Origin of the sequence: Hasllibacter sp. MH4015 (assembly GCF_020177575.1) — a bacterium.
Classification (GTDB): Bacteria; Pseudomonadota; Alphaproteobacteria; order Rhodobacterales; family Rhodobacteraceae; genus Gymnodinialimonas.
Genome location: NZ_JAHTBK010000001.1, coordinates 1,534,187 through 1,559,153, shown reverse-complemented (window position 1 = coordinate 1,559,153; position 24,967 = coordinate 1,534,187). Strand labels below are relative to the sequence as shown.

Sequence of the window (24,967 nt, the reverse complement as noted above, 5' to 3'; positions counted from 1 at the left end):
AGCCCTGCCGCATTCCGTCGGTATGCTGCACCCTATGGTGCAGGTGAGCCGCAGACATGTTCTCTATATCCCTGGGTTCGACCCGGTGCCGCCGCGCGCCTACCGGGAGCGGTACCGGCGGGAGATCGCGGCGCAGGCCAGGCTGTCGGGGTTCGAGGTGGCCAATGGCAAGGGGCCGCGCGGGGCGCGGTTCGGCTGGCATGTGGACACGGTGATGGAGGGGGCGGAGGTCGCCACGGATCTGGAGGTGCTCTACTGGGCCGATATCGTGCGCAAGGGCATGGCGGCGGGGATCGGGGCCACCTATTTGCAACTGGCCCGCACGGCCTGGACCTATATCGGGTCGGGGGCGCTGTTTCGGCTGATGCGGCTGCGCAAGGGGCCGGTGATCGCGGCGCTTTACCCGGTGGTCGTTCTACTCGGGCAAGCCGCCCTTGCCGCTGCGATCTGGTATCTTGGCTATTTTGCGTTTCATGCCGGGTCCGAACGGCTTCTTGACCTGATCTTGGGGGAGGCGTTGCTCCAGCCGATGTTTGGGTTGCGGGGATGGTTTGGCCTTTTGGTTGTTGGCCCCGCTTGCGCGTGGCTTTTCCTGCGATGGTGCGCCCGGCGCGATCACCTTTACGCGTGGTATCTGATGAAGGATTACGCCTTCTCGTCTTCCCTGAACGGAGCCTATCCGCCGGAGCAGGAGGCGCGGATGCGCGACTTTGCCGACCGGATCGCGGAGGTTTTGCAGGGTGACGTGGATGAGGTGCTGGTCGTCGGCCATTCCTCGGGCGCCTATATCGCGATTTCGGTCCTCGCCGATCTGATCCGGGCGGGGCGTGTGCCTGCGGATGGGCCTGTCCTGTCGCTCCTGACGCTTGGCCATGTGGTGCCGATGGTCAGCTTCCTGCCCGAGGCCACGCGGCTGCGCGCCGATCTGGCCTTTCTGAGCGTGCAGGACGTGCCGTGGGTCGATGTCACGGCACCGGGCGATGGTTGTGCCTTTGCGCTCTGCGATCCGGTCGCTGTCTCCGGCGTTGCGCCGGAAGGGAAGAAATGGCCACTGGTGATCTCCGCCGCGTTTACCCAGACGCTCAGCCCTGAGCGGCAGAAGGCGCTGAAATGGCATCTGTTCGAGCTGCATTTCCAATACCTCAATGCCTTCGACAATTTGCCCGACGCGCCCGATGCCTATGATTACTTCCGCATCACCGCGGGGCCGCTCACCCTGGCGGACCGCTATGCCACCCGCGCGCCGTCCAGAAGCCGGATCGAGGCGCCGGTCAACCGCTTCACCGACATCGCGGCATGAGCGATCTGCCCCCCAAACCGCCCGCCCGGGCGGAGCGTGTGTCGCTGTGGCGCTACATGCGGCTGTTTCGCGATGACATCCTGTCGGCGCAGCCCGCGCGCCTTTATCGCGCGTGGATGGCAGAGTTCCGCACGCCGTTCTTCCGCTCCTACATGATCAACCAGCCGCAATTGGTGGATGAGGTGCTCAAGGCGCGCCCGCTCGACTTCCCGAAATCCGATCGGGTGGGGGAGGGGTTGCGCCCGCTTCTGGGCAATTCGGTCTTCCTGACCAACGGGGCGGAGTGGCAGCGGCAGCGACGCATCATCGACCCGGCCTTTGAGGGCGGGCGGCTGCGCGACACGTTCCCGGCGATGTGGGCGGCGGGGGAGGCATCGGTGGCGCGGATGGGGGCCGGAGTCGCGCCGGAGAGTGCGCAGGAAAGCATCGCGCCGGAGAGTGCGACGGAGGGCGCGGAGGGACATGTCGTGGAGATCGAGGAGGAGATGTCCCACGCGGCCGCCGACGTCATCTTCCGCACGCTCTTTTCCCTGCCGATCGAGGCCGACATCGCAAGCCGGGTCTTCCACCAGTTCCGCGCTTATCAGCGGACCCAGCCGATCCTGAACGCGGCCGCCTTCGTGCCGCTGCCACGCTGGTTGCCGCGGGGCCACAGGGCCGAGACGCGGAAGACCGCCGCCGCGATCCGCGCCCTGATTACCGAGCTGACGGCCCATCGCATGGCGGAGATCGAGGCCGGGACCGCCCCCGACGACCTCGCCACGAAGATCATGACCACCGCCGATCCCGAGACGGGCGAACGCTTCACGACGGATGAAATGGTCGATCAGGTCGCCATCTTCTTCCTTGCAGGGCACGAGACCAGCGCCTCAGCCCTTGGATGGGCGCTCTACCTGCTGGCGCGCTACCCCGAGTGGCAGGACAAGGTAGCGGAGGAGGCGGGGAGCCTGCCCGATACGCCCGACTTCGCCGCCATGTCCCGGCTGAAGATCACCCGCGACGTGTTTCGGGAGGCGTTACGGCTTTACCCGCCCGTGCCGATGATGGTGCGGGAGGCGACCTGCCCGGAAACCTTCCGGGACCGCGCTGTCAAACCGGGCAGCCAGATCGTGATTTCGCCCTGGCACCTGCACCGGCAGACCCGTCTTTGGGACAATCCCGACGGCTTCGATCCCGCCCGCTGGCACACGGACAACGGCAAGGCGTGCATGCGCGATGCGTTCATTCCGTTTTCCGCGGGCGCACGGGTCTGCACGGGCGCGGGGTTCGCGATGGTGGAGGGGCCGCTTCTGCTGGCCATGCTGGTGCGCGCGTTCCGGTTTGAGCGGATTGCGGGCGATGATCCGGTGCCGGTGGCCTACCTGACGGTGCGGGCGAAGGACGGGATCCGGTTGCGCGTCACGCCGCGCTGACGTCTTTGGGGCGCAGGATCGCCACCGATTTGCGATTGCAGAACACGACCACGTGGCCATTGTTTTCGAGCGCCCGAAAGCCGCGGCGATGCACTTCCGCCACGAAGCGGTCCATGCCTGCGCCTGCCTTGATCGCGTGGGCGGAGGTGCGCAGGATGCCCCCGTTTCGGACCGCCGGGCAGTCGAAGGTCTGTTCGATCCACGCCTCCTGATCCGTTGGTCTGTCTTGTAGTGCAATCATCTCGCTCTCTCCTTTGCTGGGGATGGGTCGGCGCCGTCCAGCATCCGCGCGCGGCATTTGCGGGCGGGGGCTAGATCGGGGTTCAGGGCAAGGGCCGCGTCGAACGCGGCAATGGCCCGGTTCGTCAGGCCCAGATCGCCAAAGGCGCGCGCCAATTCGCTGTGGACGCTTGCCACGTCGGGCAGGGCGGCGGCGGCCTGTTGCAGGCAGCGCAGGCGCAGGTCGCGGTGGCCGATGGCCTGCGCCATCTCGGCCAGCACGCGCAGGCGGGGACCGGGTTTGGGCAAGGGGGCGTCCGTGGGAAGGGCACGGATCAGGGCGCGGTAGGCACCGGCGTCGGGCGGGCTCTCGGGCAGGTGGGCGGCGTGGACGTACCAATCATCGTGGCCCGAAAGCTCCGGCCAGAGGCGCAGATAGCCGTGGTCGCTCAGCAAGGCGTGGATCTTGGGGCGCATCGCCGAAAAGCCGTGCTCCACGACTATCGCGCGGAATCGGTAGGCCGTGAAATCGAAGGCCTTCAGAATCTCGAATTCCGAGCCCTCGGTGTCGATGGAGATCGCGTCGATCACCCTTGGCGCCTTGGCCTGATCCAGCATGTCCTTGAGGGAGATCGTGCGCACGTCATGGCGCACGAAGGCCGCGCGCGATCCTTGCACTGCCTGGATGTCGTCCTGCCCGAGGCCGCCGATGCCCGAAAGCGCCGGTTTGCCCTTGACCGCGTGGAACGGCACGGTCGCGCCGCTTTCCGACCAGACGCAGTCGGTCACGACCCGCGCGCGGCGGTTGGCCCGCAGGCGATCCGCGAAAGCCGGGTGGGGTTCGGCCACGATGCCGTCCCATCCCAGACGCTCCAACAGGTAGGAATTGGAGACGTTGATGCCCGAAAGCGCGCCGAATTCGACGAAATACCCGTCGTGTTTCAGGCCCGAGATCCAGAGGCAGAAGAGGTCCTGGAACCGCTGCGCGTAGGATGCGGGGGCCAGATCTTCGCAAAAGGACAGAAAGGCGGCGCGCAACACGGGCAGGGCTCCGGTAAGATCAGGGTGGCAATGGGAGGAGGCGGGCCATTTCTGCCCGGTTGCGCGTCAAGGCCGCCTGGCGGCTGCGCGCGATGTCGTCGGACAATGCCCCATGGGAGGTTTCGGTCAGGTTAACGAGCGCGCGCAAACTGCCCGCCGCGTCGGGCAGGGCGGGGATGTGGGGGCAGCGATAGACCGCAGATGTCCAGCGGTCGAGCGGCAGGGGAAGCCCAAATCCGATGGCGGTGGGGATAGCAGAGGTGATCTTGAACTCCCGGTAATCGGCCTTGCTGAGCGGGATGAGCGGCAGAAGCGCCCAGGCCCGCCGAAGCGTGCCCAGATACGCGTCGTAGAGCACCCGCCCATTCGGTCCGAGGGGGGCGAAGCGCACGATATCCTGCCATCCGGCCCTGCCGACCTCCGCCTCCAGCCGCGCGCGGTCCGGCCCGCCGCCCAGGATCGCCAAGGCCATGTCCCGCGCGGCCAGATCATCCGCCAAGCCGTCGGCCAACGCCGCCATCAACCCGTCGAAATCGCGGTTTGTCGCATTCACGCCGCCCGGAATGGCGATCAGGCGCCGCCCTTGGGCCTGCGCGGGCGAGCCCCAATGGACCGGCTCCACCACGCCGACCCGGTCGATATATGCGCCCTTGGTGCTGCGGTGGAAATGGGCAGCAACATGGGGCGCGAGGGTTAGGGGCCGGCAGCGTCCATCGGCGATCATCGTGGCAATCAGCGGCGATTTCAACGCCATCGGCACGTTGTGGATCACACCAAGGACGGGCTTGCCGAATTGCGCCACAAACTCCGCCACGCCCTGCCGCTGGAACGTGGCCACGAGGATAATTTCGGGGGCGAAGGCGTGGACCTCCCGGGCCAGGGCATCCCAATCTGCCTGGCCCTCCAGCCGCACATCATGCACCTGCGCCCCAAGCCCCGGAATTTCGGCGAAAATGTCGCCCCGCGTGGCGCGGCATTTCGCGTTCAGCCACACCGCGACGCGCGCATCCGGGCCAATCGCCTCGATCAGGCTTGGCACGATTTCCTCGTGCACACCGCCGGTCTGTAAAATCGCAATCCGCATATTCCCCGCTCTAGCAGGGACTTGGTAAACGAGGGGTTACGGCTCGACCCGCGCGCGCAGATCGTTGAGGACATGAACCCGGATGGCGGAGGCCAGGCCCGCCGACACACCGCGCGCCCCGTCGATCTCGGCCACCAGCGCGTTCATCGACATGCCGCGCCGTGCCGCGATCTCCCGCAGCGCGTCCCAGAACGCATCCTCCAACGAGACGGAGGTGCGGTGGCCCTGCAACGTCAGGGAGTGCTTTCGAGGCCGCGCGTCAGTCATCGCGCTTGGCACCGTCGAGCGCCTTCTCCTGCCGTTCGGCGCGGCGCGCTTCGGCGGCCCGTTCGGCCTTGGTCCGGCCATGCTTCACGGCGTTCTCATCGGCCCGCGTCTTTGCCTCCGCGCGCGCGCGCGCCTTGCGCGCTTTCGACAGGCTGACCAGCTTGCCATTCATGGCGCGATGAACCGGATTTGCCACGAGATGCCGAACCGATCCTCCACCCACGCGAAGCGATCGGCGAAATCGTATCGGTCAAGGGGCATGAGGGTCTTGCCGCCTTCGGCCAGGATCGCGGTCGGACCTTCCACATCCTGCGCCCGGTCGACGTCCACCATCATCGACCACGACGGCGTGGGCGCGAAATCGTGCGGCTCGGGGCTGTCGAAAAGCGTGAAGGTCATACCCGCGAAGGTGAGTGTCCAAAGGCCGGGTTGATCGGCATCGGCCTCTGCCGAGAGATCCGGAAAGGCGCGCTGCCAATGGTCGATGGCCTGCGCGCCCTGTCCGCCGTCCAGCATGATATGGGCGCCAGCCCGCATCGTCACTTCGGCCCGATCATGGTTTCGGGGCGCACCACGCGGTCAAACGTCTCCTCGTCCACGAAGCCGAGGCCGATCGCCTCCTCCTTCAAGGTGGTGCCGTTCTTGTGGGCGGTCTTGGCCACCGTGGTCGCGTTGTCGTAACCGATGGTCGGCGCGAGTGCCGTCACCAGCATCAGCGACTCGTTCATGATCCGCTCGATCCGCTGGGTATTCGCCTCGATCCCCACGACGCAATTGTCGGTAAAGGCGACGGCGGCATCCCCGATCAGCTGCATGCTTTGCAGGACATTGTAGGCCATCATGGGTTTGTAGACGTTCAGCTCGAAATGCCCCTGCGATCCGGCGAAACCCACGGCGGCGTCATTGCCGATGACATGGGCGCAGACCTGAGTCATCGCCTCGCACTGGGTGGGGTTCACCTTTCCGGGCATGATCGACGAGCCCGGCTCATTCTCGGGCAGCATCAATTCGCCCAATCCGCAGCGCGGGCCGGAGCCAAGCAGGCGAATGTCGTTGGCGATCTTGAACAGGCTCGCAGCCGTCGTCTTCATCGCGCCGGAGATCTGCACCATCGCGTCATGGGCGGCCAGCGCCTCGAACTTGTTGGGCGCTGTGACGAAGGGCAGGCCGGTGATCCGCGCCATGTTGCCTGCCACTTCCTCGCCCCAACCCTCGGGCGTGTTGAGACCGGTGCCGACCGCCGTGCCGCCCTGGGCCAGTTCATAGATGTCCCCAAGCGCCAGCTCGATCCGCTGAATGCTTTTCAGCACCTGGTGCGCGTAACCGCCGAATTCCTGCGCCAGCGTGAGCGGCGTGGCGTCCATCGTGTGGGTGCGCCCGATCTTGATGATGCCCTGGAACGCCGCCACCTTGTCCTCAAGCGCGGCGTGCAGCTTGCGCAGGCCGGGCAGCGTTACGTCGCGCGCGGTCATTGCGGTGGCGATATGCATGGCCGTGGGGAACGTGTCGTTGGACGATTGCCCCATGTTGCAATGGTCATTGGGGTGGACGGGGTCTTTCGATCCGATCTCGCCCCCCAGCATCTCGATCGCGCGGTTGGCGATGACCTCGTTGGCGTTCATGTTCGATTGCGTGCCGGAGCCCGTTTGCCACACGACAAGGGGGAAGTTGTCGTCGAGCTTGCCGTCGATCACCTCCTGCGCGGCGTCGATGATCGCATCGCCGATCCCGTCGAGCTTGCCGCGGGCCACATTCGCCTCCGCACAGGCGCGCTTGATGACGCCGAGCGCGCGGACGATGGCAACGGGCTGCTTCTCCCAGCCGATGGGGAAATTCAGGATCGAGCGTTGGGTCTGTGCGCCCCAATACTTGTCGGCGGGAACCTCCAACGGGCCAAAGCTGTCGGTTTCGGTGCGGGTCTGGGCCATGTCGTCCTCCGGTCAAAGCGCAGGGCCGGTTTACCCAGCCCCGCGCGGGGAGGCAATTCCGCCGCCCGCGCAAATTGGCGCACGGGCGGGCCGATGCATCAGGTGCCTGGCAGGGCGATCAACCGGCTGGAGCCCATGCGGGTCAACGCCCGCCGCTTGGCCAGAAGCGGTTTGTAATCCGGGTCGCCGTACCAATTCTCGAATGCGTCCTCCGACGGGAATTCCAGGACCGCGACCATGTTGGCGGTGCTGGCGCCTTCGACGATGGCGGGCGCCATGGAGGCCGCGATGACCTTGCCGCCATGGCGTTCATAGAGCGGGCCAAGGGGCTTGGCGTAGCTTTCCATGAATGCGTCCGGGTCGGTCACGTCGAGTTGCGCGATCACGTAATGGGCCATGGTCACGCCGCCATCCGGTCGATTTCGACGCCCCGTTCGACAAACGCCTTGTTGCCGTCCAGCAGCTTGGCCAGCAGACCGCGCATCTGCGGCTTCATCAGGGGCAGCATGAGGTAGCCGAGCGGCCCCATCGGCGGGGTGAAGTGCATGGTCATCGTCACTTCGGAGCGTTTCGGCCCCCTTGCGCGGAAATCGAACGTGGCGCGCGCGTTCTTGATCGGCATGTTCGACTCGTAGATGTCGATGTCGAGGCGGCGATGGGGCTCGTATCCCACGATCCGCTCCTTGAGGAAGGTCTTGCCGTCGCTCAGGTCGCATTGCCGTTCGGCGCCCTTGCCGGTGGGCTGCTTGTTCGCGATCAGGAAGGAGGCGTTGAGGTTGGGATTGAAGCGGGCGATATCGCCGAACTCATCCCAGGACGCCCAAAGCTGGTCGAGCGGCGCGTCGATGGTGCGGGTGACGGAAACTGAAGGCATTGGACTGGTCCTTTCGGGTGGATGGGTCTGGTGGGGCGGGGCCATCTAGCCCCCCGGTGCTCCAGACCTATGCGGATCGCTGACGCGCCGGAATGCACGGAATTGGGCCGCCGTGGTTCGTTTTCGATCCACATGGAGCGCCGGATCATGGTAAGGGTCCGGAATGGACTGGACCGGATTGCCCTATTTCCTTGCCGTGTCCCGCGGCGGCAGCCTGCGCGCGGCGGCGGACGCCCTTGGCGCGACCCATGCCACGGTGGACCGCCACCTGCGCGCGCTGGAGGCGAGCTATGGCGTGCGCCTGTTCGACCGCACGCCCAAGGGCCTTGTCCTGACCCAGGCGGGCGAGACGCTCATCCCCCAGGCCGAAGCGGCGGAGGCGGCGGTGATCGCGGCGCGGCGGCGCGTGAAAGGGCTGGACCGGGAAGCGTCGGGCCTGATCCGCCTGACCATGCCGCCGGGCCTTGCCTTCGACGTGCTCTGCCCGATCCTTGGCGACTTCGCCCGCACCTATCCAGAGATCGAGCTGGATATCGACATCTCCAACCGCATCCAGAGCCTGGAGCGAGCCGAAGTGGACGTATCGGTGCGGGTCGGGTTTTCCGTGGATGACGACGTGGTGGGCCGCAAGGTGGTCCAGACCGCCTCCGCGATCTATGCCAGCGAAGGCTACATCGCGCGCCACTTGGACGATGCGGGTCCCGGCGGGGAGGGGCTGACCTGGCTGGGATGGGGCGACAATGGCGCATGGGTGCGCGAGACGCCGTTTCCCAACGCCGATCTCCGGCACATCGTGCGCGGCTTCTACACCCAGGTGAACCTGATCCGCGCGGGCATGGGGATGGGGCGTTTGCCGGTCTATTTTCAGCACCATTACCCCGACCTGGTTCCGGTTCCGGGCACGCAGCCCTGGCTTGATCGGTCGATCTGGCTGCTGCTTCATTCCGACCTGCGCCGCACGACCCGGGTGCGGCTCCTGGTCGATCACCTGGCCGCGGCCTTGCGCGCGCAGCGGGACATATTCCTGGGTCCCCTTGCCTAGCCCGCTTGCCGGAACCGGTAGACGCGGGCGGGCGGCATGTTCCACCAGATCTTGTCGGACTTGCGCCAGGTGAGGTTCAACTCCTCCCGAACGATCTTGGTGACGGGCGGCTTGGGGCCATACGTGAATTGCACGTAATCGCCGCCCGGGCGGACCTTCCGGGCAAAGCCGGTCAGGATATCGCGCTGTAGCTGGGTCGGCATCGACAGGAGCGGCAGGCCTGAGATCACGGCCTGGACATCCGCCACCTCCAGATCGCCGCAATCGCCCGCGCTCATGCGGTGGACGTTCAGGCCCGGAAAATTCTCGCGCAGCCGGTCACAGAATTCGGGGTTCATCTCTATGGAATGACACTGTTCCGCCGGCAGGCCGGTGCCAAGGATCGCGCGCGTGATGTTGCCGGTGCCGGCACCCAGTTCGATCACCGGGCCGCCATCGGGATCAAGCTCTGCCACCATCTCCGCGCACAGACCCGCCGACGATGGGGCGAGCGCCACGACCTGATGGGGCTTGCGCAACAATTGCCCCATGAAAAGCGCGAAATCACTGCTGGCCAAGGGCGGCCTCCTGGAAGAAAATCGTGGTCGGGATGCGTCTAGTGCGACTTGCGGAACCGGTCGAGGCTGACGACCTCGGCATCGTGGGGCGCATCGCGGCGTTCCCCGGTCTCCTCCGCCTCGCCGCCGGGATCGTCGTCGGGGGCAGGGGGATCGCCATCGGGGCCGTCGCCTTCCTCATCCGTGCGCTCGAACCGCCAGCCGAATTCGACGGAGGGGTCCACGAAGGTCAGGATCGCGTCGAACGGCACGCGCAGCCGTTCCGGCGCGTCCCCGAAATTGAGCGTGATGGCGAAGCCGGCCTCGTCCACCACCAGATCGTCATACCAGTTCTGGATCACGATCATCATCTCCTCGGGGTAGCGGTCGCGCAGCCAATCGGCGAGGTCCACATCCTCGTGCTGGGTCGAAAAGGTGATGAAGAAGTGATGCTCCCCCGGCAGCCCGTGTTGCGCCACCCCGTCCAGCACCGTGCGGATCACGCCACAGACGGCATCGTGCATCAGGCGGCCATAGGGAATGGAGGAGGGCAGATCGGTCATTGGATGCGGCCAAACGAAAGATGGAGGGTCAGATATGCCCCCCACCATAGAAGATTCGCGTTCAGATGAAAGCCGCGCGGGCCACGGGCGCGGCGAACGGAGCGGCGATCAGACCGGCGGCCAATTGGCCAGGACCAGCCACGCGCCAAGGGCGGCTTCGGTCCCGAAGAATGTCCAGCTTTGGCGCGAGGCCGCATCGTCGCGCAAAATCGACGTCACGCGCCCCACCGCCGCGCCCGCATAGGCCAGCCCAAGTGCGATCCACGCCATCGGCTCGTTCAGGATCAGCACGCCGATGCCGATGCCGACGAACAGGCACCCCGACACGGCGGACACTTCGGTATAGGCCATGTTGCTGGGGCCGGATTTGATATCCAGCACGTTCATGGTCCATCGGGGGGCAAGCCAACCGCACAGGCCAAGGCCCACGGTCACGATCGCAACGGCGAAGTTGATATAATCAATGGCGGTCATGTCAGGTCCGGTCGCTAGGGTTGATACTCGTTAAACGCAGGATCGCGGCGTTTGGATCACTTGATTGTGCAAAAAAAGGGCGGCATTCCGCCCAAACCGCCGCCGACGCCCCCCGTGACGCGTGCCGGCACATATTCCCCTTTTGCATTGCCGCGTGATCTGGTTTACCATTGATTAACAAGACTTTTTCCGAAATCGAAACAATCGCACGTGGGGTGGATGATGGTTTCCAGCACCGATACACAGACCGGGTCCGACAGTGGCACGATCAACGGCATTGACGTCGGCCTGACCGCGGAATTGCCGACATTCGCCACCGACCAGTTCGAGGTGACGGCCGATATCACCACCGGATCGTCGACCCAGGACATCAATGTGGCCCTCGTGATCGACACGTCGGGATCGACGGCGCAGAATTCCGGGTCTGACGTGGATGGCGACGGCATCAACGACACCTTTCTCGCGGCCCAGAAACTTGCCGCGAAGGAGGTGTTCGAATCGCTCAAGAATGCGGGCTACGATCCGGCCGCCGTCACAATCACGCTGATCGAATACAACGGCAATGGCAGCACCGTGGGCAATTTCGACCTGAACGACGAGACGGCCTTTGAATCCGCCGTCGATGGGCTGACCGCCGGCGGCAGCACCAATTTCGACGATGCCCTCGACGAGGTGATTTCGGAATGGCAGGCGACCACAACCGACGGCACCGCCGATGACAATCCCGAAAGCGAAGTCACGGCCAATGACAGTAACCTGGTCCTGTTCCTGTCCGACGGGCGCCCCACCAGCGGAGGCACGAATTTCACCGGCGAAATCGCGACGCTGGAGAACGATTTCGACGCCGACATCACCGCCATCGGCATCGGGGCCAATTCCAGCCTGACGCAGCTTAACGCGATCGACAATACCGGCGGCGCCACCCAGATCACCGACCTGACGCAACTGGGCGATCTGATTACCGCCCCGCCCCCGCTCCCCGAATTGATCGAAGTGCAGATCGTGGTGACGGACGAGGACGGCATCGAGACGATCACGACGATCCCCGCGGGCGATCCGCGGATCATCGAGACGCCCCTTGGCCTGCGCATAGATTGCGAGCCTATCTCGGGCTACGATTACGAGGTCGGGGAGAGCCTCAGTGTGGAGGTCCGCGCCGTCTTCACCCCCAATGGCGATACGCTGGTCGTGGACGGCTTCGCGCTTCCGATGTTCGTCTGCTTCGTGCGCGGCACCCACATCCTGACGCCCTCGGGCGAAAAGCGGATCGAGGATCTGGCGATCGGCGACCGGGTCGTGACCCGCGACCATGGCGTGCAGCCCATTCGCTGGATCGGCTGCACCCGGCTTCCGGCCTCCGCCCTTGCGGCGCGCCCCGAATTGCGCCCGGTGCGCATTTCCGCCGGTGCGCTTGGCCCCGACATCCCGGTCCGCGACCTGTGCGTGTCGCGCCAACACCGGGTTCTGGTCCGCGACTGGCGGGCGGAGATGATGTTCGGCAGCGCCGAGGGCGTCCTGACGCCTGCCTTCACGCTGATAAACGACACGAGTGTCCGACCCGACTGCGATCTGCCCGACGGCGTGGATTACTTCCACATCGCCTTCGACAGCCACGAGGTGATCTATTCCGAGGGGCTGGAGACCGAGAGCTTCCACCCCGCCGCCGACACGGTGTCGGTGCTGACCGAACCCCAGCGGCAGGAGCTTTACGCGATCTTCCCGGAGCTGGAGGAAGGGCTGGAAACGATGTCCGCGGCACGGGTCGGCCTGAAAGGGCGCGACGGCCACGCGCTGAACACGCGGACGATCCGGATGAATACCGTCGAATAAGCCACGGCAGGTCCGAGTATTTCAACGCCCTGCCGAGAGGTGGGGCGTTTCCTTATTGGCCGCGCGGCGTCCGCCCACGCATGGCGCTGATGTCCCGCGGCGCGAGCTACTAGGACGCGAGCTTTTGCACGTCTCTATAGTTCTTAGCCCGAAATTGATATGGGCAATTTTCGCCAAGCCGGACCACGGCTTGATCGAGAGAGGCTCGACGGCATTCCGCGGGATCTAGTCCGGTGGGGTATTGCCCAACGTTTTCCTCATCAGGACCGTTTCCTCGTCGCCGAAAAAGGTCCGTTCCTTCTCGACATACCCCAAAGCCGCGTAAAACGGCACGGCGGAAAGGGAAGACGACACGTCCAGTGATGCAATGCCCTGACGTCTGGCGATCCGCTCAAGTTCGCGCATTAACGACGACCCGATGCCAGTGCGGTGCAGATACGGCGACACGAAAACGGACTTCACCTCACAGCCCTGAAGGGCCGCCGTCCCGACCACGCGCCCTTCGAGCAGGGCCACTAGGGTCTGTCTCTGCCCAAGCAACGCGCGCACGCTTCGCTCCGAAAAGTTCCGCAAGAGGCGTTCAATTTCGGCCGGCGGATAGTCCTTTGCGTTGACCTGACTGATCGCTTCGCGAATGACGCGGCTGATGCCGTCGACATGTTCGGTCTTTGCTGGTTCGAATACATACGCGCGGCCCATTTGTGGACGGTATCATCGGCCATGATCCCTGTCACTTTGGCTTGGGACGCGGACCTTGCAACCGAACGATGCTTGACGCGGGAACCTGTGCTTACCGTTCACCGGAATGTGCAGGCTTCTGTTGCCCCAGCGTCTTTGCCGCGCAAAGGCGCGTCGTTTGCGGTGCGGGTGTTCGGCACAAAGCCTTGGATCATAGCGATGGGGGTGAAAGTGCAGGCTTCTGTTGCCCCAGCGTCTTTGCCGTGCAAAGGCGCGTCGTTTGCGGTGCGGGTGTTTTGCGCGCGGCGATATCGTCGTTCGTGCAGGGAGTAAGTGCAGGCTTCTGTTGCCAGGTGCCTGCGAACCCCGCCAGCTCTGGCTAGAGAACTGGGCTTAAAGTCGGCGACTCAGGACAGCTTACGCTGCGAGAGCCATTGCCGGAGCACGGTTGTCATTTGCAACTGTACGATTTGAACCGATAACGGTGGTATCTCACCGGGACAAAGCTAACCCCTTTAGACGTTCGTCGATCCTATTTCGACCCCTTAACCTGCCCGCAAATGACGGGTGTGCGTTGGTGGAGTCGCCGGGTACCGCCCCCGGGTCCGATCCGCTTATTACGAGCGCGTTTATGTCCATAGTCCCCGAAGGAACAGAACAGATATACGGGCGCGCGGGGCGTGTTTCAACCACCTGCATCCGCGCGGGCGGCATCATCCGGCCCCGCCGATTGCGCGGCAAGCAGGGCGCGCAGGGTGCCGACGCGCGTGGCCTCCGCCATCCGGGACATGACCTGGGGCAGGCGCGGGTCGATGCCCGACGCGATTTCCGCCGCCTCTGCCATGCGCCAGCGGAACAACCGCCAGAGCGCCGCCTTGAGCGCATCGGCGAGGATGTCGTTGGTCATCTCCCGGGTCAGGACATGGATGCAGGTGGACCGGATTGTGTAATTCGTCTCCAAATCCAGCGCCTCGGCGGAGGCGACCTGACGATCCAGCGCGACGATATAGGCCTTTGCCTCCTCCGACAGGGGCCGGTCGCCTTCGATCTGTGCCGCCACATGGGCCAAGGCATGGGCCAGCGCGATATCCTGCGCCTTGCGTGCGGGTGAAAGCGGGGAGATCACGGTGCCCACGCCGCTCCGCACCTCCACCAATCGCTCATAGGCCAGCCGTTGCAGCGCCTGGCGCACCGGGGTGCGTGACACGCCGAATTCGGCGGCGAGCGCCTGTTCGTGCAGGACCGGGCTGGAGGTCGGCGGTTCCATGCAGACGCGCTTGCGCAGGGCGGTGGCGATGGTATCTGCGTTGTGACGCGACATGCGGCGAGGGTCCTTCGGGGGATCGGGTGGGGGTGCTTGCCTCCAACGTATATCCGTATACACCTGTGGGGGAAGGATTACCTCGATGCAGACGACGACAGAACCGGCAACGGATGCCGCCCATCCCGGTGCGATCCGTGCGGTCATTTCCCATCCCACCGGTGGCACCTTGGTGATGAGCGGGTTTCCGGGGCTGGAGACGTCGGTTGACGGGCAGACCTACTTCGATCCCGAAACCTGTAAAGAGACGTTGGCGGGTATGCGCGCCCTCGGCGCCCGTGATCTGCATGTCCTTGTGGAACCGGGCGAGATCGACACGCTCGGCATGGACCTCCTGCGCGCCAGTGCTGCGGATACCGGCCTTGCCCTGATCCCGTTTCCGATCGCCGATTACTCTGTCCCGTCCGACACGCAATTCGCCAGGTGGGATGCGGGCCGCGCCGCGCGGGCGGAGGTTCTGGCCTCGGGCGGCACGCTTGCGTTCCACTGCCAATACGGGGCAGGGCGGTCCGGCCTCATGGCGTCCCTGTGCCTGATCGAGGGCGGCATGGCGCCCGACGCGGCGATGCGGCTTGTCCGCAGTCATTTCCCGGACGCGGTGGAAAGTGCGGCCCAGGAAGACTGGCTGCGCGCCCGGCATCCCTGACCCAAGCGCGCGCGCCTGACGCAACGGCAACTTGACGCGCGGAAAATTTGCCTTGAGACGTTCCTTGGACACCTGTATACAGGTCCGCAGGGTGCATGGCGATTGAAGCGTGCCCGGAGCGATCCGGAAATCTCCAAGCCCCTGTAACTCTTGCGGTGGGGCCAACTTTACCCGTGTCATGGCCCCACCGCGAGAGTACGTATAACGCGCAGACCCGCAGTGGATCGCGCCGACCCGGCATAGGGTCCCCTTCTCAAAACGCGGTGGCCCGGCCATGCGCGTTTTTTCTTTGTCCGACGCCGTCCCCGAAACGCAAAACGCGCGCCCGGAACCCGGACGCGCGCCTTTGAGTGACCGATGGGGATCGTGGCTCAGAAGCCCGCCTTGATCCGCTCGAACGCTTCGGCCTGACGCTCCCGCTGCTCGTTGGAAATCGGAAGCTGCGCAAGCACCGGCACATCGACCTCGCCCAGACCGGCGGCTTCCATCGCCTCCGCGCCAAGCGCCTGCAACGCCGCGTCATTGGCGGAGCCGAAGCCGTTGTCCAACAGCGGCCCGGCGGAGGCTTCGGACAGGACCGCGTTCACGTATTGATAGGCCAGCGCCTCGTCAGACGGGGCATCGACCATGTTGACGTAGCCGCACAGCCAGACGGAGGTGCCTTCCTCGGTATTGCGGGCGAAGCCCACGGGGAAGCCTTCCTCGGCCATGGCCACCGGAACCTCGTTCCAGACCCATGCCGCCTGGACCTCGCCCGAGCCCACAAGCTGGCTGATCTCGGCGGGGTCGGTCCAGTAGGTTCGCAGGTTCTGGTGGATGCCGCGCAGCCAATCGGTCGCGGCCTCGAACTGTTCGTCACTCACGTCGGACCAGTCGGAGACGCCGGTGGCGAGGTAGGCCAGCGCATAGGCATCATCGACGTTGTCGGGGATCGACAGACGCCCCGCATAGGCGGGGTTGTTGAAGATCTCCAGGCTTGCGACGTCTTCGGCCGGGACGGTTTCGGTGTTGTAGATCACCGCGGTGGAGCCGTAATCGGTGGGAAGGAAGAACAGCTCCTCGGAGCCCGCCAGCACGTCTTGGCCCACAAGTGCGGCATTGAGCGTCTCGAACGCTTCGATCTGGTCGGTGTCCCATGGCTCGATGATGCCGGATGCCTGCCAGCGGGGGACGGAGCCCGCGCAGATATGGGTCACGTCCGATTGGAAGCCCGCGAGCAGACGCTGGAACGCCTCGTCCTCGTCACCGAAGAAGACGAAATCCGGCCCCGCGCCGCGCGCGTCGATATAGGGCTGGTGGAAGGACGGATCCTCAAACCCGGAATAGTCGAAGACGGTCAGTTCCTGCGCCGCGGCGGGCAGGGTGAGGGCAAGGGCGGCTGCACTGCCCAGAAGAAAGGTCTTTGTCATGTTGTAGGATCCCTGTTGGCGTCTTGTTTCATTCAGACTGGCGTTGATTTTAGGGCTTGGGCGCGGTGCGGTCCAGCGGATTTGAGGCGGTGGTCGCACGTATGATCCACCGGGTTAAACTTCTGAAAGACCGGGACAAAACGATGTCTGTTTCCGCAACATTCACCCGCTGACGGCACGGAATTGCTTGACGCTGCAAGCGATGCTGGCAGGATCGGGCGCGCAAGACGCGAGGATCACATGGACCCATCCCCGACCGCGCGGTCGCTTTTCTTCGGGGCGATCGGCGACCTCCTGCGCCATCGGGGCGCGGTCCTGCGGCTATGACTGCTGCCGCTTGCGGTGTTCCTGGTGATGGAGGCGATCCTCGCGCGCGCCTATGTGAACTGGTTCAACGATTTCGACGGGCCGGACAGCCCGCTCGGCGAATTCATCGCCATCTTCGCGTTCCTCGCCCTGTTGGGCATTCTTGCCACGTCCTGGCACCGGTTCATGATCCTGGGTGAGGTGCCCGGGCTCGTGCCACGCCTGAAACCCAGCCTCGTGCTGCGCTACGTGCTGGCCTGGATCGTGATCGGGCTGGTCGTGGGGTTGATCGTGCTGCTGTGCGTCGGCGTGCCGGTCCTTCTCCTCGGCGTCGTGATCGACCCGCTTCTGGGGCAGTTGATGCTGAACGTGATCGCCCCTGACCCGTATCTCGTGGTCGATGGTGGCCTGTTTCCCGCGCTTTTGCTGAGCGCTATCGCCGCGCTGGCCGGGTTCCTCTACCTCTACCTGTTGTTTCGCATGGGCATGGCGATGCCGAGCGTGGCCGTGCGCGACGGCCAAGGTATCGCGATGCGCGCCTCGTGGCGGGCCACGCGCGACCTGGCCCGGCCCATCGGGGGCGCGGCGCTTCTGGCCGTGCTGGGGCAGGCCGCGCTCTTCGCCGCGTCCTACGGGGCCTATTCCATGACCTTAGACTGGGAGACGGAGACGCTGCGCTTCGCCCACGAATATGCCGGACGGCTGGCCTACGTGGTGGCGGACACGCTGACCACGTTGATCGGTGCGGCGATCCTGACCCGCATCTACCGCGCCTTGCCCTCCGCCCCGGTCTGAGCGCGCGCGGCAAAGACCGATTGGGCCAACGCCTTGGTATAGGCTTCCAGCTCCGTCAGGGCATCTGAGACCGCTGCGCCGTCCTGCGCCGCGCTGGCATCGGCGATCCGTTCGTGAACCCGCACGATCTCCGCCCGGTCCCGTGCGGTGAAGGTAATCATGTTCATCAGAGGCTGCATCGCCTCCACCGCGCCGGCAAGCTGGTAGGACATCACCGCATTGCCCGCCCCGTCCACCAGCGCCCGGTGAAACGCCACGTCGGAGGCGCAGAACGCCTCGTCGCTGAGCCCCGGCTGCGCCTGGCGCACGATCTCCGCCCGCATCGTGGCAAGGTGGTCGGCGTCACGGCGCGCCGCAGACAGATCCGCGCAGGCCCGTTCCAGCGCGAACCGCGCCTCGCACGCCGTATCGAACGAGACGTTGTTCATCCCCAGAAGCAAGGTGGAGGTCGTGATGTGCTGGTTATAGGCATCGTGATAGGACAATCGGTTCACGAAGGCTCCGCCGAAGGCCCCGCGCTGGGTGCGGATCAGGCTTTGCGCGGCCAGCCGTTTCAACGCCTCCCGCACGGTGGAGCGCGAGACCTCGAAATGTTCGGACAATTCCGCCTCCGACGGCAGGCGTTCATCCACGATCAGCTTGCCCGCGACGATCGCGTCCCGGATGGCGGCGGCGATTTGCGCGGACAGGTCGGCGGGGTTGTTGGGGTCGATTTTCATTTGTCAGACATTTAATTGTCTGACATCAATTTCGGCAAGAGGAATCACGCCAGGGGGAGGGCGGCAGGGGATGACCCACACCATTCGGTCCGCTTTGTGGCTCATGTTCTTCTCCGGCATCCTCGTCGCGTGGATCGTGCTGTACCAGATGGCGACGGGCATGGGGCTGGACTGGATCGGTCGCCCCGCCATGCCGATGAATACGGACATGTCCGCCCCGGTGGAACCCGCCCCGATGGGTGGCGAGGCGATGCCGATGGACGCGGGCGGCGACGTCGATGGCGCGATGCCGATGGAGGCCGCGCCGGCGGACGGTATGGCGATGGACGGCTTGGCGATGGACGATATGGCGATGGGCGGCATGGACATGTCCGCCATGACCCGCTTCGCCCCGCTTTTCGGCATGTGGTCGCTGATGATGGCCGCCATGATGCTGCCCACGCTTGTCCCGACATTGGTGAATTACGAACGCCTCATGGTCTCGGCCGACGGGACGCGGGCGGGTTGGCTCGGCGTATTCGGCGGCTATTCGATCGTCTGGATCGGGGTCGCGGCGCTGTTCGCGCTGGTCCAGATCGGGCTGCTGCGCGCGGGTATCATCGACATGATGGGCATCGCCCGGTCGCGATGGATCGCGGGCGGGCTTCTGATCGCGGTGGGCGCGTTCCAGTTCACCCGCGCCAAGGAGGTCTGCCACGGCGTCTGTCACGCCCCGATGACCTATTTCCTTGGCCATTGGCGCACCGGGTTCTCCGGCGGGCTTCGCATGGGCGCGGGCCTTGGCGTGTTCTGCGCGGGCTGTTGCTGGGGCTTCATGGCGCTGGGATTCGTCGGCGGCATGATGAGCTTGCTCTGGATGGGCCTCGCCACGCTCTTCATGGTCATCGAAAAGCTGCCCCAGATCGGGCATCATGTGACGAAACCCCTCGGGGTTGCATTGATTTTGGGGGGTGTGGGCGTGCTCATCTACCCCGCCATCGCGGGATAGGGAGAGACGCTCATGGCCACCAGGAAACGCCCCGACGCGGACCGCTTGCCGGTCAGCCAGCGCATCGACCAGCGGATGGACAACCCCAAGCGCCGGGCGCTCAAACCCCGCGATTGGGCGATCAAGGGCGAGCTGATCCTCAATTGCTCCTGCACTGTCTTCTGCCCTTGCGTGGTCTCGCTCGGCAAACACGACCCGACAGAGGGCGATTGCAAGGCGTGGATGGGCATTGCAATCGACGAAGGCCATTTCGAGGGGGAGGACCTCAGCGGCCTGAACGTGGGCCTGATGGTCTATATCCCCGGCAAGATGGCCGAGGGTGGCTGGCAGGTGGCGGCCTACGTGGATGACCGCGCCTCCGGCAAGGCCTACCAGGGCCTGCTGGAGATCTTCTCGGGTGCTGCGGGCGGCACCACGGGGCTGTTCACGCTCCTGGTCTCCGACATCGTGAGCGCCGAGCGCGAGAAGGTGGAGATCACCCGCGACGGCAAGAAACGCGGCCTTTTCGTGGGCCGCAAGATCCAGGGTGAGATCGAGATGATCGACGGCGGCAATCCCGATCATCCGGTCATGATCACCAATTCCAAGTATTGGATGGGCCCGGACATCATCGCCGCGCGCGGGCTGAAATCGAAGGTGCGTGATTTCGGCAAGATGTGGGATTTCTCCGGCAAGTCGGCAGAGATCTGTCCGATCGACTGGTCCGGCTCGGCGGGCGGCAAGGGATGATCGGCCCGGCCTACGCGCAATGCATGGCGCGCTACAATGCGTGGCAGAACCAATGGATGTTCCAGGCCTGCGACGGGCTGTCCGACGCGCAGCGGGCCGAGGATCGGGGGCTGTTCTGGACCAGTATCGAGGGCACGCTGTCCCACGCATTCTGGGGCGACATGATCTGGATTTCGCGCTTCGATGGTGGTCCGGGGCCGGACGCCCCCCTGACCGAGACCGCAACCGCCTATGACTGGCGCACCCTGATGGCGGAACGTCCCAAGCTGGACGCCCGTATCGCCGCCTGGGCCTGGGGCGCGGATGCAAGTGATTTCGACGGCGATCTGACCTGGTATTCGATGGGGGCGGGGCGGGAGATCACCAAGCCGCGCGCCTTGTGCGCGGTTCAGCTGTTCAACCACCAGACCCACCACCGTGGACAGGTCCACGCGGCGCTGACGCAACTGGGCGTCAAGACCACGGACACGGACCTGCCCTTCATGCCGGACGAGGTGCCGGAATGGGTTTAGCGGGCCTCGGACGCGGCCAGGTAATCGGCGCGGTCGATGAAGTTGATGTCCTCCGCCCCCCAAGTGGTATCCTCGGGCGTATCCAGCGTCAGGACCAGGGAGATGTAGCGCCCCGGCTGGCCGGAGCCGAGTGCCGCGACGCCCGTCTCCGTCTCGATCGCGAAGGGGATGATCGCCTCCGGCAGGCCCTCCGACCCTGTGCGATACCGCGCGGGCAGGATCATCCCGTCCCATGTCACGCCGGCCTCGCCCCTCGTGCCGTCGAACAATTCGGAGGCCGTGTCGGGATCGACGGCGGCCTCGGCAAAGAACGCCGCGTTGGCGGCATTGGAATGGGACGCGATCAGGCCGGCATCCTGGCTGCGCATCCCCTCCAGCACGGCGGAGGCAACGGCCTCCGCGCTGTGGGTCTGGGCGTCGGCACGGCCGACAAGCATCACCGCGCCGAGCGCCGCAAGAATAATACCGTGTTTCATGGAAAGGGTCCTTTCACGTTCGGCTTGGAGCCTAGGACGGACGGGAACCGCCGCCAAGGTAAGGAGACCCGGCAATGGCCCTGATCTCACCCTCCCGCCGCTTGCGCCGCACGCCGTTTTCCGACGGTGTCGAAGCCGCGGGCGTGAAGGCCTACACCGTCTATAACCGCATGTTGTTGCCCACCATGTTCCGCTCGGTGGAGGAGGATTATCACCACCTCAAGACCGCCGTGCAGCTCTGGGACGTCGCGGTGGAACGCCAGGTGGAGGTACGCGGCCCCGATGCCGGTCGCCTTGTGCAGATGCTGACGCCCCGGGACCTGCGCGGGATGTTGCCGGGGCAATGCTACTACATGCCGGTGGTCGATGAGACGGGCGGGATGCTCAACGATCCGGTGGTGCTGAAACTGGCAGAGGATCGCTGGTGGATCTCCATCGCCGACAGCGACTTGCTGCTTTGGGTCAAGGGCGTGGCGCAGGGCTACCGCCTCGACGTGCTGGTCGATGAACCCGATGTCTCGCCCCTTGCGGTGCAGGGTCCGAAATCCGACGACCTGATGGCGCGGGTGTTCGGGGACGGGGTGCGCGATATCCGCTTCTTCCGCTTCGGCTGGTTCGATTTCCAGGGCCGCGCGATGGCGGTGGCCCGGTCGGGCTATTCCAAGCAGGGCGGGTTCGAGATCTACGTGGACGGGGCCGATATTGCCATGCCGCTGTGGAACGCGCTGATGGAGGCGGGGCGCGATCTTGATGTCCATGCGGGCTGTCCCAACAGCATTGAACGGATCGAGGCCGGGTTGTTGAGCTATGGCAACGACATGACCGACGACAACACGCCGCACGAATGCGGCCTCGGGCGCTTCTGCAACACCGCGACCGCGATCGGCTGTATTGGGCGTGACGCGCTCTTGCGGGTGGCGCTGGAAGGCCCGGTGCAACAGATCCGACCGCTGGCTATCGAGGCGGACGCGCTGCCGTCCTGCGACCGCGCCTGGCCGCTTTTCGCGGGCAGCCGACGGGTGGGGCAGATCACGTCCGCCGCCCACAGCCCGGATTTCGGGGAAGGCGTGGCCATCGGCATGGTCCGCATGACCCATTGGGATCCGGGTGTGCAATTATACGTCGAGGCGCCGGACGGCACCTACAATGTCGAGGTGCGAGAGAAATTCTGGATTTGATCGCAGGGTTTTGCCAGACGATCTTCATGTAATGGATGAACGGGGAGAGATGAGATGAGCTTCAATGCACTGGTGGTGGAGAAAGATGACGAGGGCAAGACCAGCGCCTCCGTCCAATCCCTGACCGAGGATCGTCTGCCCGAGGGCGATGTCACCGTCGCAGTCGAATATTCGACGGTGAACTACAAGGACGGCCTGTGCATCGGGCCCGGCGGCGGGCTGGTGCGCAATTACCCCCATGTGCCCGGTATCGACCTGGCCGGTACTGTGGAGGCTTCCGACGATCCGCGCTACGCGCCCGGCGACAAGGTGGTGCTGACCGGCTGGCGCGTGGGGGAGGCCCATTGGGGCGGCTATTCCCAGAAAGCGCGGGTCAAGGCCGATTGGCTGGTGCCGCTGCCCGACGGTCTGACGACCCGACAGGCCATGGCGGTGGGCACCGCGGGGTTCACGGCGATGCTTGCAATCATGGCGCTGGAAGATCACGGGCTGAAACCCGACCAGGGTGAGGTTCTTGTCACCGGCGCGGCGGGTGGCGTCGGGTCCATCGCGACGGCGATCCTTGCCAATTTCGGCCACGAGGTCGCGGCGGTGACAGGACGACCGGAGCAGGCGGATTACCTCAAATCCCTCGGCGCGACGCGCATCGTTCCGCGCGAAGAGTTGAACGAGACCACGAAGCGCCCGCTGGAGGCGGAGACATGGGCGGGCTGCGTCGATGCGGTGGGCGGCGACATGCTGGCCCGTGTGCTGGGACAGATGAAATACGGCGCCTCCATCGCCGCTGTCGGTCTGGCGGGCGGGGCGCAGCTTCCCGCGACCGTCATTCCGTTCCTGTTGCGCGGCGTTAACCTTCTGGGGATCGACAGCGTGATGCAGCCCTACGACAATCGGGTGCGCGCATGGAACTTCATCGCCAAGGACCTGCCGATGGAGAAGCTGGAGGCGATGGTGCAGCCCGCGACACTCAGCGATCTGCCCGATCTCGGGCGGTCGATCCTGAAGGGCGGGGTGCGGGGCCGGGTCGTGGTGGACGTGAACGCCTGAGGGGTCAATTGATCTAGCATTGATTTACCCATTGCGCGGGATCAAAGGGGGAGGGCGGTGCCCTCCTTCAACTCCTCCATCACGAAGGACGCGCTGACATCGCCCATCTCCACCCGGTCGATTAGGCGCTGGTAAAGCCGGTCGTAATCCGCCACATCCGCCACCCGCGCGCGGATCAGGTAATCCAGATCACCCGTCATCCTGTAGACGCCCAAGATCTCCGGCATCGCGCGCACGGCGCGGCGAAACTGGTCAAGCCAATCGCCCGAATGATGCGCCGCACGGACCTGGATAAACACCATCAGGCCAAGGCCCACGGCCTCCGCATCCACGACCGCGACGCGACCCTTGAGGATGCCGCGCTCCTCCAGCGCCTTGATCCGCCGCCAGACCGCGTTGCGCGACAGGCCGATATGGGTGCCAAGCTCCTCCAACGGCTCATCGCAGCGGCGTTGCAAACGGGCGAGGATTCGGCGGTCGGTTTCATCAAGTGTCATCATATTGCGTAATATGACGGGAAAATCTCCACGCGTCACGCGGGTTCTGCGCATCATTTGGGATCATTTCACGTGGCCCATGGGGCATCTTGATCGCAGCAGCAGTGAACAGGAGCTTCCCATGATCAATCGCGTCTTCCTCGACCATCCGCAAAGCGTTGACGAAAGCTATCTGGAACATGCGGCCTTCGCGGGCAAGTTCAGCGGCAAGCTCTTTCTGGCGGCGGGCGCGGCGGCGGTTCATGCGGTGATCCCGTGTCTGTTCGAGAAAACGGCCAGCCGCATCATCGCGGAGATGTACGCGAAGACCCATAACAGGGGCCAGTAATGTGCCGATGGGCGGCGTATCTGGGGCGCGCGATCTATCTTGAGGAGCTGGTCACAAGTCCCGGCCATTCCCTGATCCACCAGTCGCGCGAAGCGACGGAGTGCAAGTCGGCGCTGAACGGCGATGGCGTCGGGCTGGCATGGTACGGCGACCGGGCGGAGCCGGGGATTTACCGCGACGTCTATCCCGCATGGGCGGACCCGAACCTCGCCTCCCTGTGCCGGGCGGTGAAGAGCCACGCCTTCCTAGCCCATGTTCGCGCCTCCACCGGGGCGGCGACAAGTCGGAACAATTGCCACCCCTTCGTTCACGGGCGGTGGAGCTTCATGCATAACGGCCAAATCGGCGGGTTCGACCGGTTTCGCAGACAAGCGGATATGGGGGTGAGCGACGCGCTCTATCCCTACCGCAAGGGGGCCACGGACAGCGAATTGCTGTTGCTTTACGCATTGGAGGCGGGATTGGACGCCGACCCGATCGGGGCGATGGTTGCAGTGCATCGGCGGCTTTGGGACATGTCGGTCACGCACGGAACGACCCCGCATCTGCGATCCTCGGCGGCGTGGAGCGATGGCAAGCGGCTCTATGCCCTGCGCCTGTCATCGGACCATATCGCGCCGTCGGTCTATTACCGGTGGAGCGACACGCGCCAGGGATGGGCCGTGGTCAGCGAACCGCTTGAGGTTGGGCAGGGCGGTTGGACGGCCCTGCCAGCGGGCCATGTGGCACGGTTCGAGGGCGCGGAGGTGGAGGTGCGCGCCATCGACG

The 24,967-nt window shown here is 65.1% G+C and carries 30 protein-coding genes, 1 other RNA gene and 1 pseudogene; 13 read left to right on the top strand and 19 right to left on the bottom strand.

Translation table 11 applies throughout. The features are described 5' to 3' along the window. Positions 1 to 22 precede the first annotated feature (22 nt). Positions 23 to 1,300, top strand: coding sequence for a hypothetical protein (locus KUW62_RS08150; protein ID WP_224814993.1), 1,278 nt, complete (start codon positions 23 to 25; stop codon positions 1,298 to 1,300). Continuing rightward, positions 1,297 to 2,712 (top strand): cytochrome P450, encoded by a 1,416-nt coding sequence (locus KUW62_RS08145; protein ID WP_224814992.1) that lies wholly within the window; start codon positions 1,297 to 1,299, stop codon positions 2,710 to 2,712. The genes KUW62_RS08150 and KUW62_RS08145 overlap by 4 nt, the downstream gene beginning before the upstream one ends. On the opposite strand, the gene KUW62_RS08140 is transcribed toward KUW62_RS08145, so the two are convergent. The 9 genes from KUW62_RS08140 to KUW62_RS08100 form a co-directional block, all read right to left on the bottom strand. Beyond that, positions 2,699 to 2,953 (bottom strand): hypothetical protein, encoded by a 255-nt coding sequence (locus KUW62_RS08140; RefSeq protein WP_224814991.1) that lies wholly within the window; start codon positions 2,951 to 2,953, stop codon positions 2,699 to 2,701. The two genes, KUW62_RS08145 and KUW62_RS08140, sit on opposite strands and share 14 nt — an antisense overlap. Continuing rightward, positions 2,950 to 3,972 carry an FkbM family methyltransferase gene (locus tag KUW62_RS08135; RefSeq protein ID WP_224814990.1) on the bottom strand — a complete coding sequence of 341 codons (1,023 nt, stop codon included), beginning with the start codon at positions 3,970 to 3,972 and terminating at the stop codon, positions 2,950 to 2,952. The genes KUW62_RS08140 and KUW62_RS08135 overlap by 4 nt, the downstream gene beginning before the upstream one ends. 19 nt (positions 3,973 to 3,991) lie before the next feature. Next, a complete protein-coding gene (locus tag KUW62_RS08130) occupies positions 3,992 to 5,056 on the bottom strand; it encodes a hypothetical protein (RefSeq protein ID WP_224814989.1) in 1,065 nt (354 codons plus the stop codon). Between the two features lie 36 nt (positions 5,057 to 5,092). Continuing rightward, complete coding sequence (locus KUW62_RS08125) at positions 5,093 to 5,323, bottom strand: ribbon-helix-helix domain-containing protein (RefSeq protein ID WP_224814988.1); 231 nt, start codon at positions 5,321 to 5,323, stop codon at positions 5,093 to 5,095. Then, a complete protein-coding gene (locus KUW62_RS08120) occupies positions 5,316 to 5,495 on the bottom strand; it encodes a DUF4169 family protein (protein ID WP_224814987.1) in 180 nt (59 codons plus the stop codon). Before KUW62_RS08120 ends, KUW62_RS08125 begins: the two co-directional genes overlap by 8 nt. Then, positions 5,492 to 5,860, bottom strand: a complete 369-nt coding sequence (locus KUW62_RS08115; RefSeq protein WP_224814986.1) for a VOC family protein — start codon at positions 5,858 to 5,860, stop codon at positions 5,492 to 5,494. The genes KUW62_RS08120 and KUW62_RS08115 overlap by 4 nt, the downstream gene beginning before the upstream one ends. A gap of 2 nt (positions 5,861 to 5,862) precedes the next feature. Next, complete coding sequence (fumC, locus tag KUW62_RS08110; RefSeq protein WP_224814985.1) at positions 5,863 to 7,251, bottom strand: class II fumarate hydratase; 1,389 nt, start codon at positions 7,249 to 7,251, stop codon at positions 5,863 to 5,865. 98 nt (positions 7,252 to 7,349) lie between these two features. Continuing rightward, positions 7,350 to 7,649, bottom strand: a complete 300-nt coding sequence (locus KUW62_RS08105; protein ID WP_224814984.1) for a DUF1330 domain-containing protein — start codon at positions 7,647 to 7,649, stop codon at positions 7,350 to 7,352. A 2-nt stretch (positions 7,650 to 7,651) separates the two neighbouring features. Further along, complete coding sequence (locus KUW62_RS08100) at positions 7,652 to 8,125, bottom strand: SRPBCC family protein (protein WP_224814983.1); 474 nt, start codon at positions 8,123 to 8,125, stop codon at positions 7,652 to 7,654. Positions 8,126 to 8,288: 163 nt separating this feature from the next. On the opposite strand from KUW62_RS08100, the gene KUW62_RS08095 reads away from it, so the two are divergent. Next, entirely contained in the window at positions 8,289 to 9,167 is an 879-nt protein-coding gene (locus KUW62_RS08095) for a LysR family transcriptional regulator (protein ID WP_224814982.1), read from the top strand. On the opposite strand, the gene KUW62_RS08090 is transcribed toward KUW62_RS08095, so the two are convergent. From KUW62_RS08090 to KUW62_RS08080, 3 genes are all read right to left on the bottom strand, one after another. Further along, positions 9,164 to 9,724, bottom strand: a complete 561-nt coding sequence (locus tag KUW62_RS08090) for a class I SAM-dependent methyltransferase (protein ID WP_224814981.1) — start codon at positions 9,722 to 9,724, stop codon at positions 9,164 to 9,166. The two genes, KUW62_RS08095 and KUW62_RS08090, sit on opposite strands and share 4 nt — an antisense overlap. Before the next feature lie 38 nt (positions 9,725 to 9,762). Beyond that, the gene (locus KUW62_RS08085) at positions 9,763 to 10,266 is read right to left on the bottom strand and encodes an SspB family protein (protein ID WP_370632869.1); all 504 of its coding nucleotides are present in this window, start codon (positions 10,264 to 10,266) and stop codon (positions 9,763 to 9,765) included. Positions 10,267 to 10,374: 108 nt separating this feature from the next. After that, positions 10,375 to 10,740, bottom strand: coding sequence for a DUF4345 family protein (locus KUW62_RS08080; RefSeq protein WP_224814980.1), 366 nt, complete (start codon positions 10,738 to 10,740; stop codon positions 10,375 to 10,377). Positions 10,741 to 10,959: 219 nt separating this feature from the next. Between KUW62_RS08080 and KUW62_RS08075 the strand changes: the two genes are divergently transcribed. Next, entirely contained in the window at positions 10,960 to 12,570 is a 1,611-nt protein-coding gene (locus tag KUW62_RS08075) for a Hint domain-containing protein (protein ID WP_224814979.1), read from the top strand. A 225-nt stretch (positions 12,571 to 12,795) separates the two neighbouring features. Here KUW62_RS08075 and KUW62_RS08070 read toward each other — a convergent pair whose 3' ends face one another. From KUW62_RS08070 to KUW62_RS08060, 3 genes are all read right to left on the bottom strand, one after another. After that, positions 12,796 to 13,269 (bottom strand): GNAT family N-acetyltransferase, encoded by a 474-nt coding sequence (locus tag KUW62_RS08070; protein WP_224814978.1) that lies wholly within the window; start codon positions 13,267 to 13,269, stop codon positions 12,796 to 12,798. 311 nt (positions 13,270 to 13,580) lie between these two features. After that, positions 13,581 to 13,941, bottom strand: a transfer-messenger RNA (tmRNA) gene (gene ssrA, locus KUW62_RS08065). Further along, complete coding sequence (locus KUW62_RS08060) at positions 13,934 to 14,569, bottom strand: GntR family transcriptional regulator (RefSeq protein ID WP_224814977.1); 636 nt, start codon at positions 14,567 to 14,569, stop codon at positions 13,934 to 13,936. Before KUW62_RS08060 ends, ssrA begins: the two co-directional genes overlap by 8 nt. Before the next feature lie 85 nt (positions 14,570 to 14,654). Between KUW62_RS08060 and KUW62_RS08055 the strand changes: the two genes are divergently transcribed. Further along, positions 14,655 to 15,215 carry a hypothetical protein gene (locus KUW62_RS08055; RefSeq protein ID WP_224814976.1) on the top strand — a complete coding sequence of 187 codons (561 nt, stop codon included), beginning with the start codon at positions 14,655 to 14,657 and terminating at the stop codon, positions 15,213 to 15,215. A 371-nt stretch (positions 15,216 to 15,586) separates the two neighbouring features. Here KUW62_RS08055 and KUW62_RS08050 read toward each other — a convergent pair whose 3' ends face one another. Further along, entirely contained in the window at positions 15,587 to 16,624 is a 1,038-nt protein-coding gene (locus KUW62_RS08050; RefSeq protein ID WP_224814975.1) for an extracellular solute-binding protein, read from the bottom strand. 354 nt (positions 16,625 to 16,978) lie between these two features. Between KUW62_RS08050 and KUW62_RS08045 the strand changes: the two genes are divergently transcribed. After that, entirely contained in the window at positions 16,979 to 17,725 is a 747-nt protein-coding gene (locus KUW62_RS08045) for a hypothetical protein (protein WP_224814974.1), read from the top strand. Here KUW62_RS08045 and KUW62_RS08040 read toward each other — a convergent pair. Next, on the bottom strand, positions 17,695 to 18,444 hold the full coding sequence (locus KUW62_RS08040; RefSeq protein ID WP_224814973.1) for a FadR/GntR family transcriptional regulator: 750 nt from the start codon (positions 18,442 to 18,444) through the stop codon (positions 17,695 to 17,697). The two genes, KUW62_RS08045 and KUW62_RS08040, sit on opposite strands and share 31 nt — an antisense overlap. 70 nt (positions 18,445 to 18,514) lie before the next feature. Between KUW62_RS08040 and KUW62_RS08035 the strand changes: the two genes are divergently transcribed. The 3 genes from KUW62_RS08035 to KUW62_RS08025 are packed head-to-tail and all read left to right on the top strand — an operon-like array spanning position 18,515 to position 20,673. Beyond that, the gene (locus KUW62_RS08035; protein ID WP_224814972.1) at positions 18,515 to 19,432 is read left to right on the top strand and encodes a DUF2182 domain-containing protein; all 918 of its coding nucleotides are present in this window, start codon (positions 18,515 to 18,517) and stop codon (positions 19,430 to 19,432) included. Between the two features lie 12 nt (positions 19,433 to 19,444). Continuing rightward, entirely contained in the window at positions 19,445 to 20,161 is a 717-nt protein-coding gene (locus tag KUW62_RS08030) for a DUF1326 domain-containing protein (RefSeq protein WP_224814971.1), read from the top strand. Further along, positions 20,158 to 20,673: a DinB family protein gene (locus KUW62_RS08025; protein WP_224814970.1), complete on the top strand. Its 516-nt coding sequence runs from the start codon at positions 20,158 to 20,160 to the stop codon at positions 20,671 to 20,673. Before KUW62_RS08030 ends, KUW62_RS08025 begins: the two co-directional genes overlap by 4 nt. Here KUW62_RS08025 and KUW62_RS08020 read toward each other — a convergent pair. Continuing rightward, positions 20,670 to 21,149: a hypothetical protein gene (locus KUW62_RS08020; RefSeq protein ID WP_224814969.1), complete on the bottom strand. Its 480-nt coding sequence runs from the start codon at positions 21,147 to 21,149 to the stop codon at positions 20,670 to 20,672. The two genes, KUW62_RS08025 and KUW62_RS08020, sit on opposite strands and share 4 nt — an antisense overlap. Positions 21,150 to 21,223: 74 nt before the next feature. On the opposite strand from KUW62_RS08020, the gene KUW62_RS08015 reads away from it, so the two are divergent. After that, entirely contained in the window at positions 21,224 to 22,327 is a 1,104-nt protein-coding gene (locus KUW62_RS08015; protein WP_224814968.1) for a dimethylsulfoniopropionate demethylase, read from the top strand. 54 nt (positions 22,328 to 22,381) lie between these two features. Further along, on the top strand, positions 22,382 to 23,374 hold the full coding sequence (gene acuI, locus KUW62_RS08010; protein ID WP_224814967.1) for an acryloyl-CoA reductase: 993 nt from the start codon (positions 22,382 to 22,384) through the stop codon (positions 23,372 to 23,374). A 41-nt stretch (positions 23,375 to 23,415) separates the two neighbouring features. On the opposite strand, the gene KUW62_RS08005 is transcribed toward acuI, so the two are convergent. Beyond that, positions 23,416 to 23,874: an Lrp/AsnC family transcriptional regulator gene (locus KUW62_RS08005; RefSeq protein WP_224814966.1), complete on the bottom strand. Its 459-nt coding sequence runs from the start codon at positions 23,872 to 23,874 to the stop codon at positions 23,416 to 23,418. 118 nt (positions 23,875 to 23,992) lie between these two features. Here KUW62_RS08005 and KUW62_RS08000 point away from each other — a divergent pair, with 118 nt between their 5' ends. Together KUW62_RS08000 and KUW62_RS07995 are read left to right on the top strand one after the other, a co-directional pair. Beyond that, positions 23,993 to 24,199, top strand: a complete 207-nt coding sequence (locus KUW62_RS08000) for a DUF6356 family protein (RefSeq protein ID WP_224814965.1) — start codon at positions 23,993 to 23,995, stop codon at positions 24,197 to 24,199. Then, positions 24,199 to 24,954: pseudogene (locus KUW62_RS07995) on the top strand (class II glutamine amidotransferase); the annotation flags it as partial. The gene KUW62_RS08000 and the pseudogene KUW62_RS07995, both read left to right, overlap by 1 nt. Positions 24,955 to 24,967 lie beyond the last annotated feature (13 nt).

Excerpts from the sequence above, each read along its gene's own strand:
- KUW62_RS08025 (WP_224814970.1), top strand. The coding sequence starts at position 20,158 with ATGATCGGCCCGGCCTACGCGCAATGCATGGCGCGCTACAATGCGTGG.
- KUW62_RS08125 (WP_224814988.1), bottom strand. The coding sequence starts at position 5,323 with ATGACTGACGCGCGGCCTCGAAAGCACTCCCTGACGTTGCAGGGCCAC.
- KUW62_RS08040 (WP_224814973.1), bottom strand. The coding sequence starts at position 18,444 with ATGAAAATCGACCCCAACAACCCCGCCGACCTGTCCGCGCAAATCGCC.
- KUW62_RS08115 (WP_224814986.1), bottom strand. The coding sequence starts at position 5,860 with ATGCGGGCTGGCGCCCATATCATGCTGGACGGCGGACAGGGCGCGCAG.
- KUW62_RS08050 (WP_224814975.1), bottom strand. The coding sequence starts at position 16,624 with ATGACAAAGACCTTTCTTCTGGGCAGTGCAGCCGCCCTTGCCCTCACC.
- KUW62_RS08095 (WP_224814982.1), top strand. The coding sequence starts at position 8,289 with ATGGACTGGACCGGATTGCCCTATTTCCTTGCCGTGTCCCGCGGCGGC.
- KUW62_RS08000 (WP_224814965.1), top strand. The coding sequence starts at position 23,993 with ATGATCAATCGCGTCTTCCTCGACCATCCGCAAAGCGTTGACGAAAGC.
- fumC (WP_224814985.1), bottom strand. The coding sequence starts at position 7,251 with ATGGCCCAGACCCGCACCGAAACCGACAGCTTTGGCCCGTTGGAGGTT.
- KUW62_RS08060 (WP_224814977.1), bottom strand. The coding sequence starts at position 14,569 with ATGTCGCGTCACAACGCAGATACCATCGCCACCGCCCTGCGCAAGCGC.
- KUW62_RS08045 (WP_224814974.1), top strand. The coding sequence starts at position 16,979 with ATGGAGGCGATCCTCGCGCGCGCCTATGTGAACTGGTTCAACGATTTC.
- KUW62_RS08005 (WP_224814966.1), bottom strand. The coding sequence starts at position 23,874 with ATGATGACACTTGATGAAACCGACCGCCGAATCCTCGCCCGTTTGCAA.
- KUW62_RS08070 (WP_224814978.1), bottom strand. The coding sequence starts at position 13,269 with ATGGGCCGCGCGTATGTATTCGAACCAGCAAAGACCGAACATGTCGAC.
- KUW62_RS08145 (WP_224814992.1), top strand. The coding sequence starts at position 1,297 with ATGAGCGATCTGCCCCCCAAACCGCCCGCCCGGGCGGAGCGTGTGTCG.
- KUW62_RS08020 (WP_224814969.1), bottom strand. The coding sequence starts at position 21,149 with ATGAAACACGGTATTATTCTTGCGGCGCTCGGCGCGGTGATGCTTGTC.
- KUW62_RS08120 (WP_224814987.1), bottom strand. The coding sequence starts at position 5,495 with ATGAATGGCAAGCTGGTCAGCCTGTCGAAAGCGCGCAAGGCGCGCGCG.
- KUW62_RS08100 (WP_224814983.1), bottom strand. The coding sequence starts at position 8,125 with ATGCCTTCAGTTTCCGTCACCCGCACCATCGACGCGCCGCTCGACCAG.
- KUW62_RS08055 (WP_224814976.1), top strand. The coding sequence starts at position 14,655 with ATGCAGACGACGACAGAACCGGCAACGGATGCCGCCCATCCCGGTGCG.
- KUW62_RS08075 (WP_224814979.1), top strand. The coding sequence starts at position 10,960 with ATGATGGTTTCCAGCACCGATACACAGACCGGGTCCGACAGTGGCACG.
- KUW62_RS08030 (WP_224814971.1), top strand. The coding sequence starts at position 19,445 with ATGGCCACCAGGAAACGCCCCGACGCGGACCGCTTGCCGGTCAGCCAG.
- KUW62_RS08130 (WP_224814989.1), bottom strand. The coding sequence starts at position 5,056 with ATGCGGATTGCGATTTTACAGACCGGCGGTGTGCACGAGGAAATCGTG.
- KUW62_RS08035 (WP_224814972.1), top strand. The coding sequence starts at position 18,515 with ATGACCCACACCATTCGGTCCGCTTTGTGGCTCATGTTCTTCTCCGGC.
- KUW62_RS08105 (WP_224814984.1), bottom strand. The coding sequence starts at position 7,649 with ATGGCCCATTACGTGATCGCGCAACTCGACGTGACCGACCCGGACGCA.
- KUW62_RS08140 (WP_224814991.1), bottom strand. The coding sequence starts at position 2,953 with ATGATTGCACTACAAGACAGACCAACGGATCAGGAGGCGTGGATCGAA.
- KUW62_RS08085 (WP_370632869.1), bottom strand. The coding sequence starts at position 10,266 with ATGACCGATCTGCCCTCCTCCATTCCCTATGGCCGCCTGATGCACGAT.
- acuI (WP_224814967.1), top strand. The coding sequence starts at position 22,382 with ATGAGCTTCAATGCACTGGTGGTGGAGAAAGATGACGAGGGCAAGACC.
- KUW62_RS08150 (WP_224814993.1), top strand. The coding sequence starts at position 23 with ATGCTGCACCCTATGGTGCAGGTGAGCCGCAGACATGTTCTCTATATC.
- KUW62_RS08080 (WP_224814980.1), bottom strand. The coding sequence starts at position 10,740 with ATGACCGCCATTGATTATATCAACTTCGCCGTTGCGATCGTGACCGTG.
- KUW62_RS08015 (WP_224814968.1), top strand. The coding sequence starts at position 21,224 with ATGGCCCTGATCTCACCCTCCCGCCGCTTGCGCCGCACGCCGTTTTCC.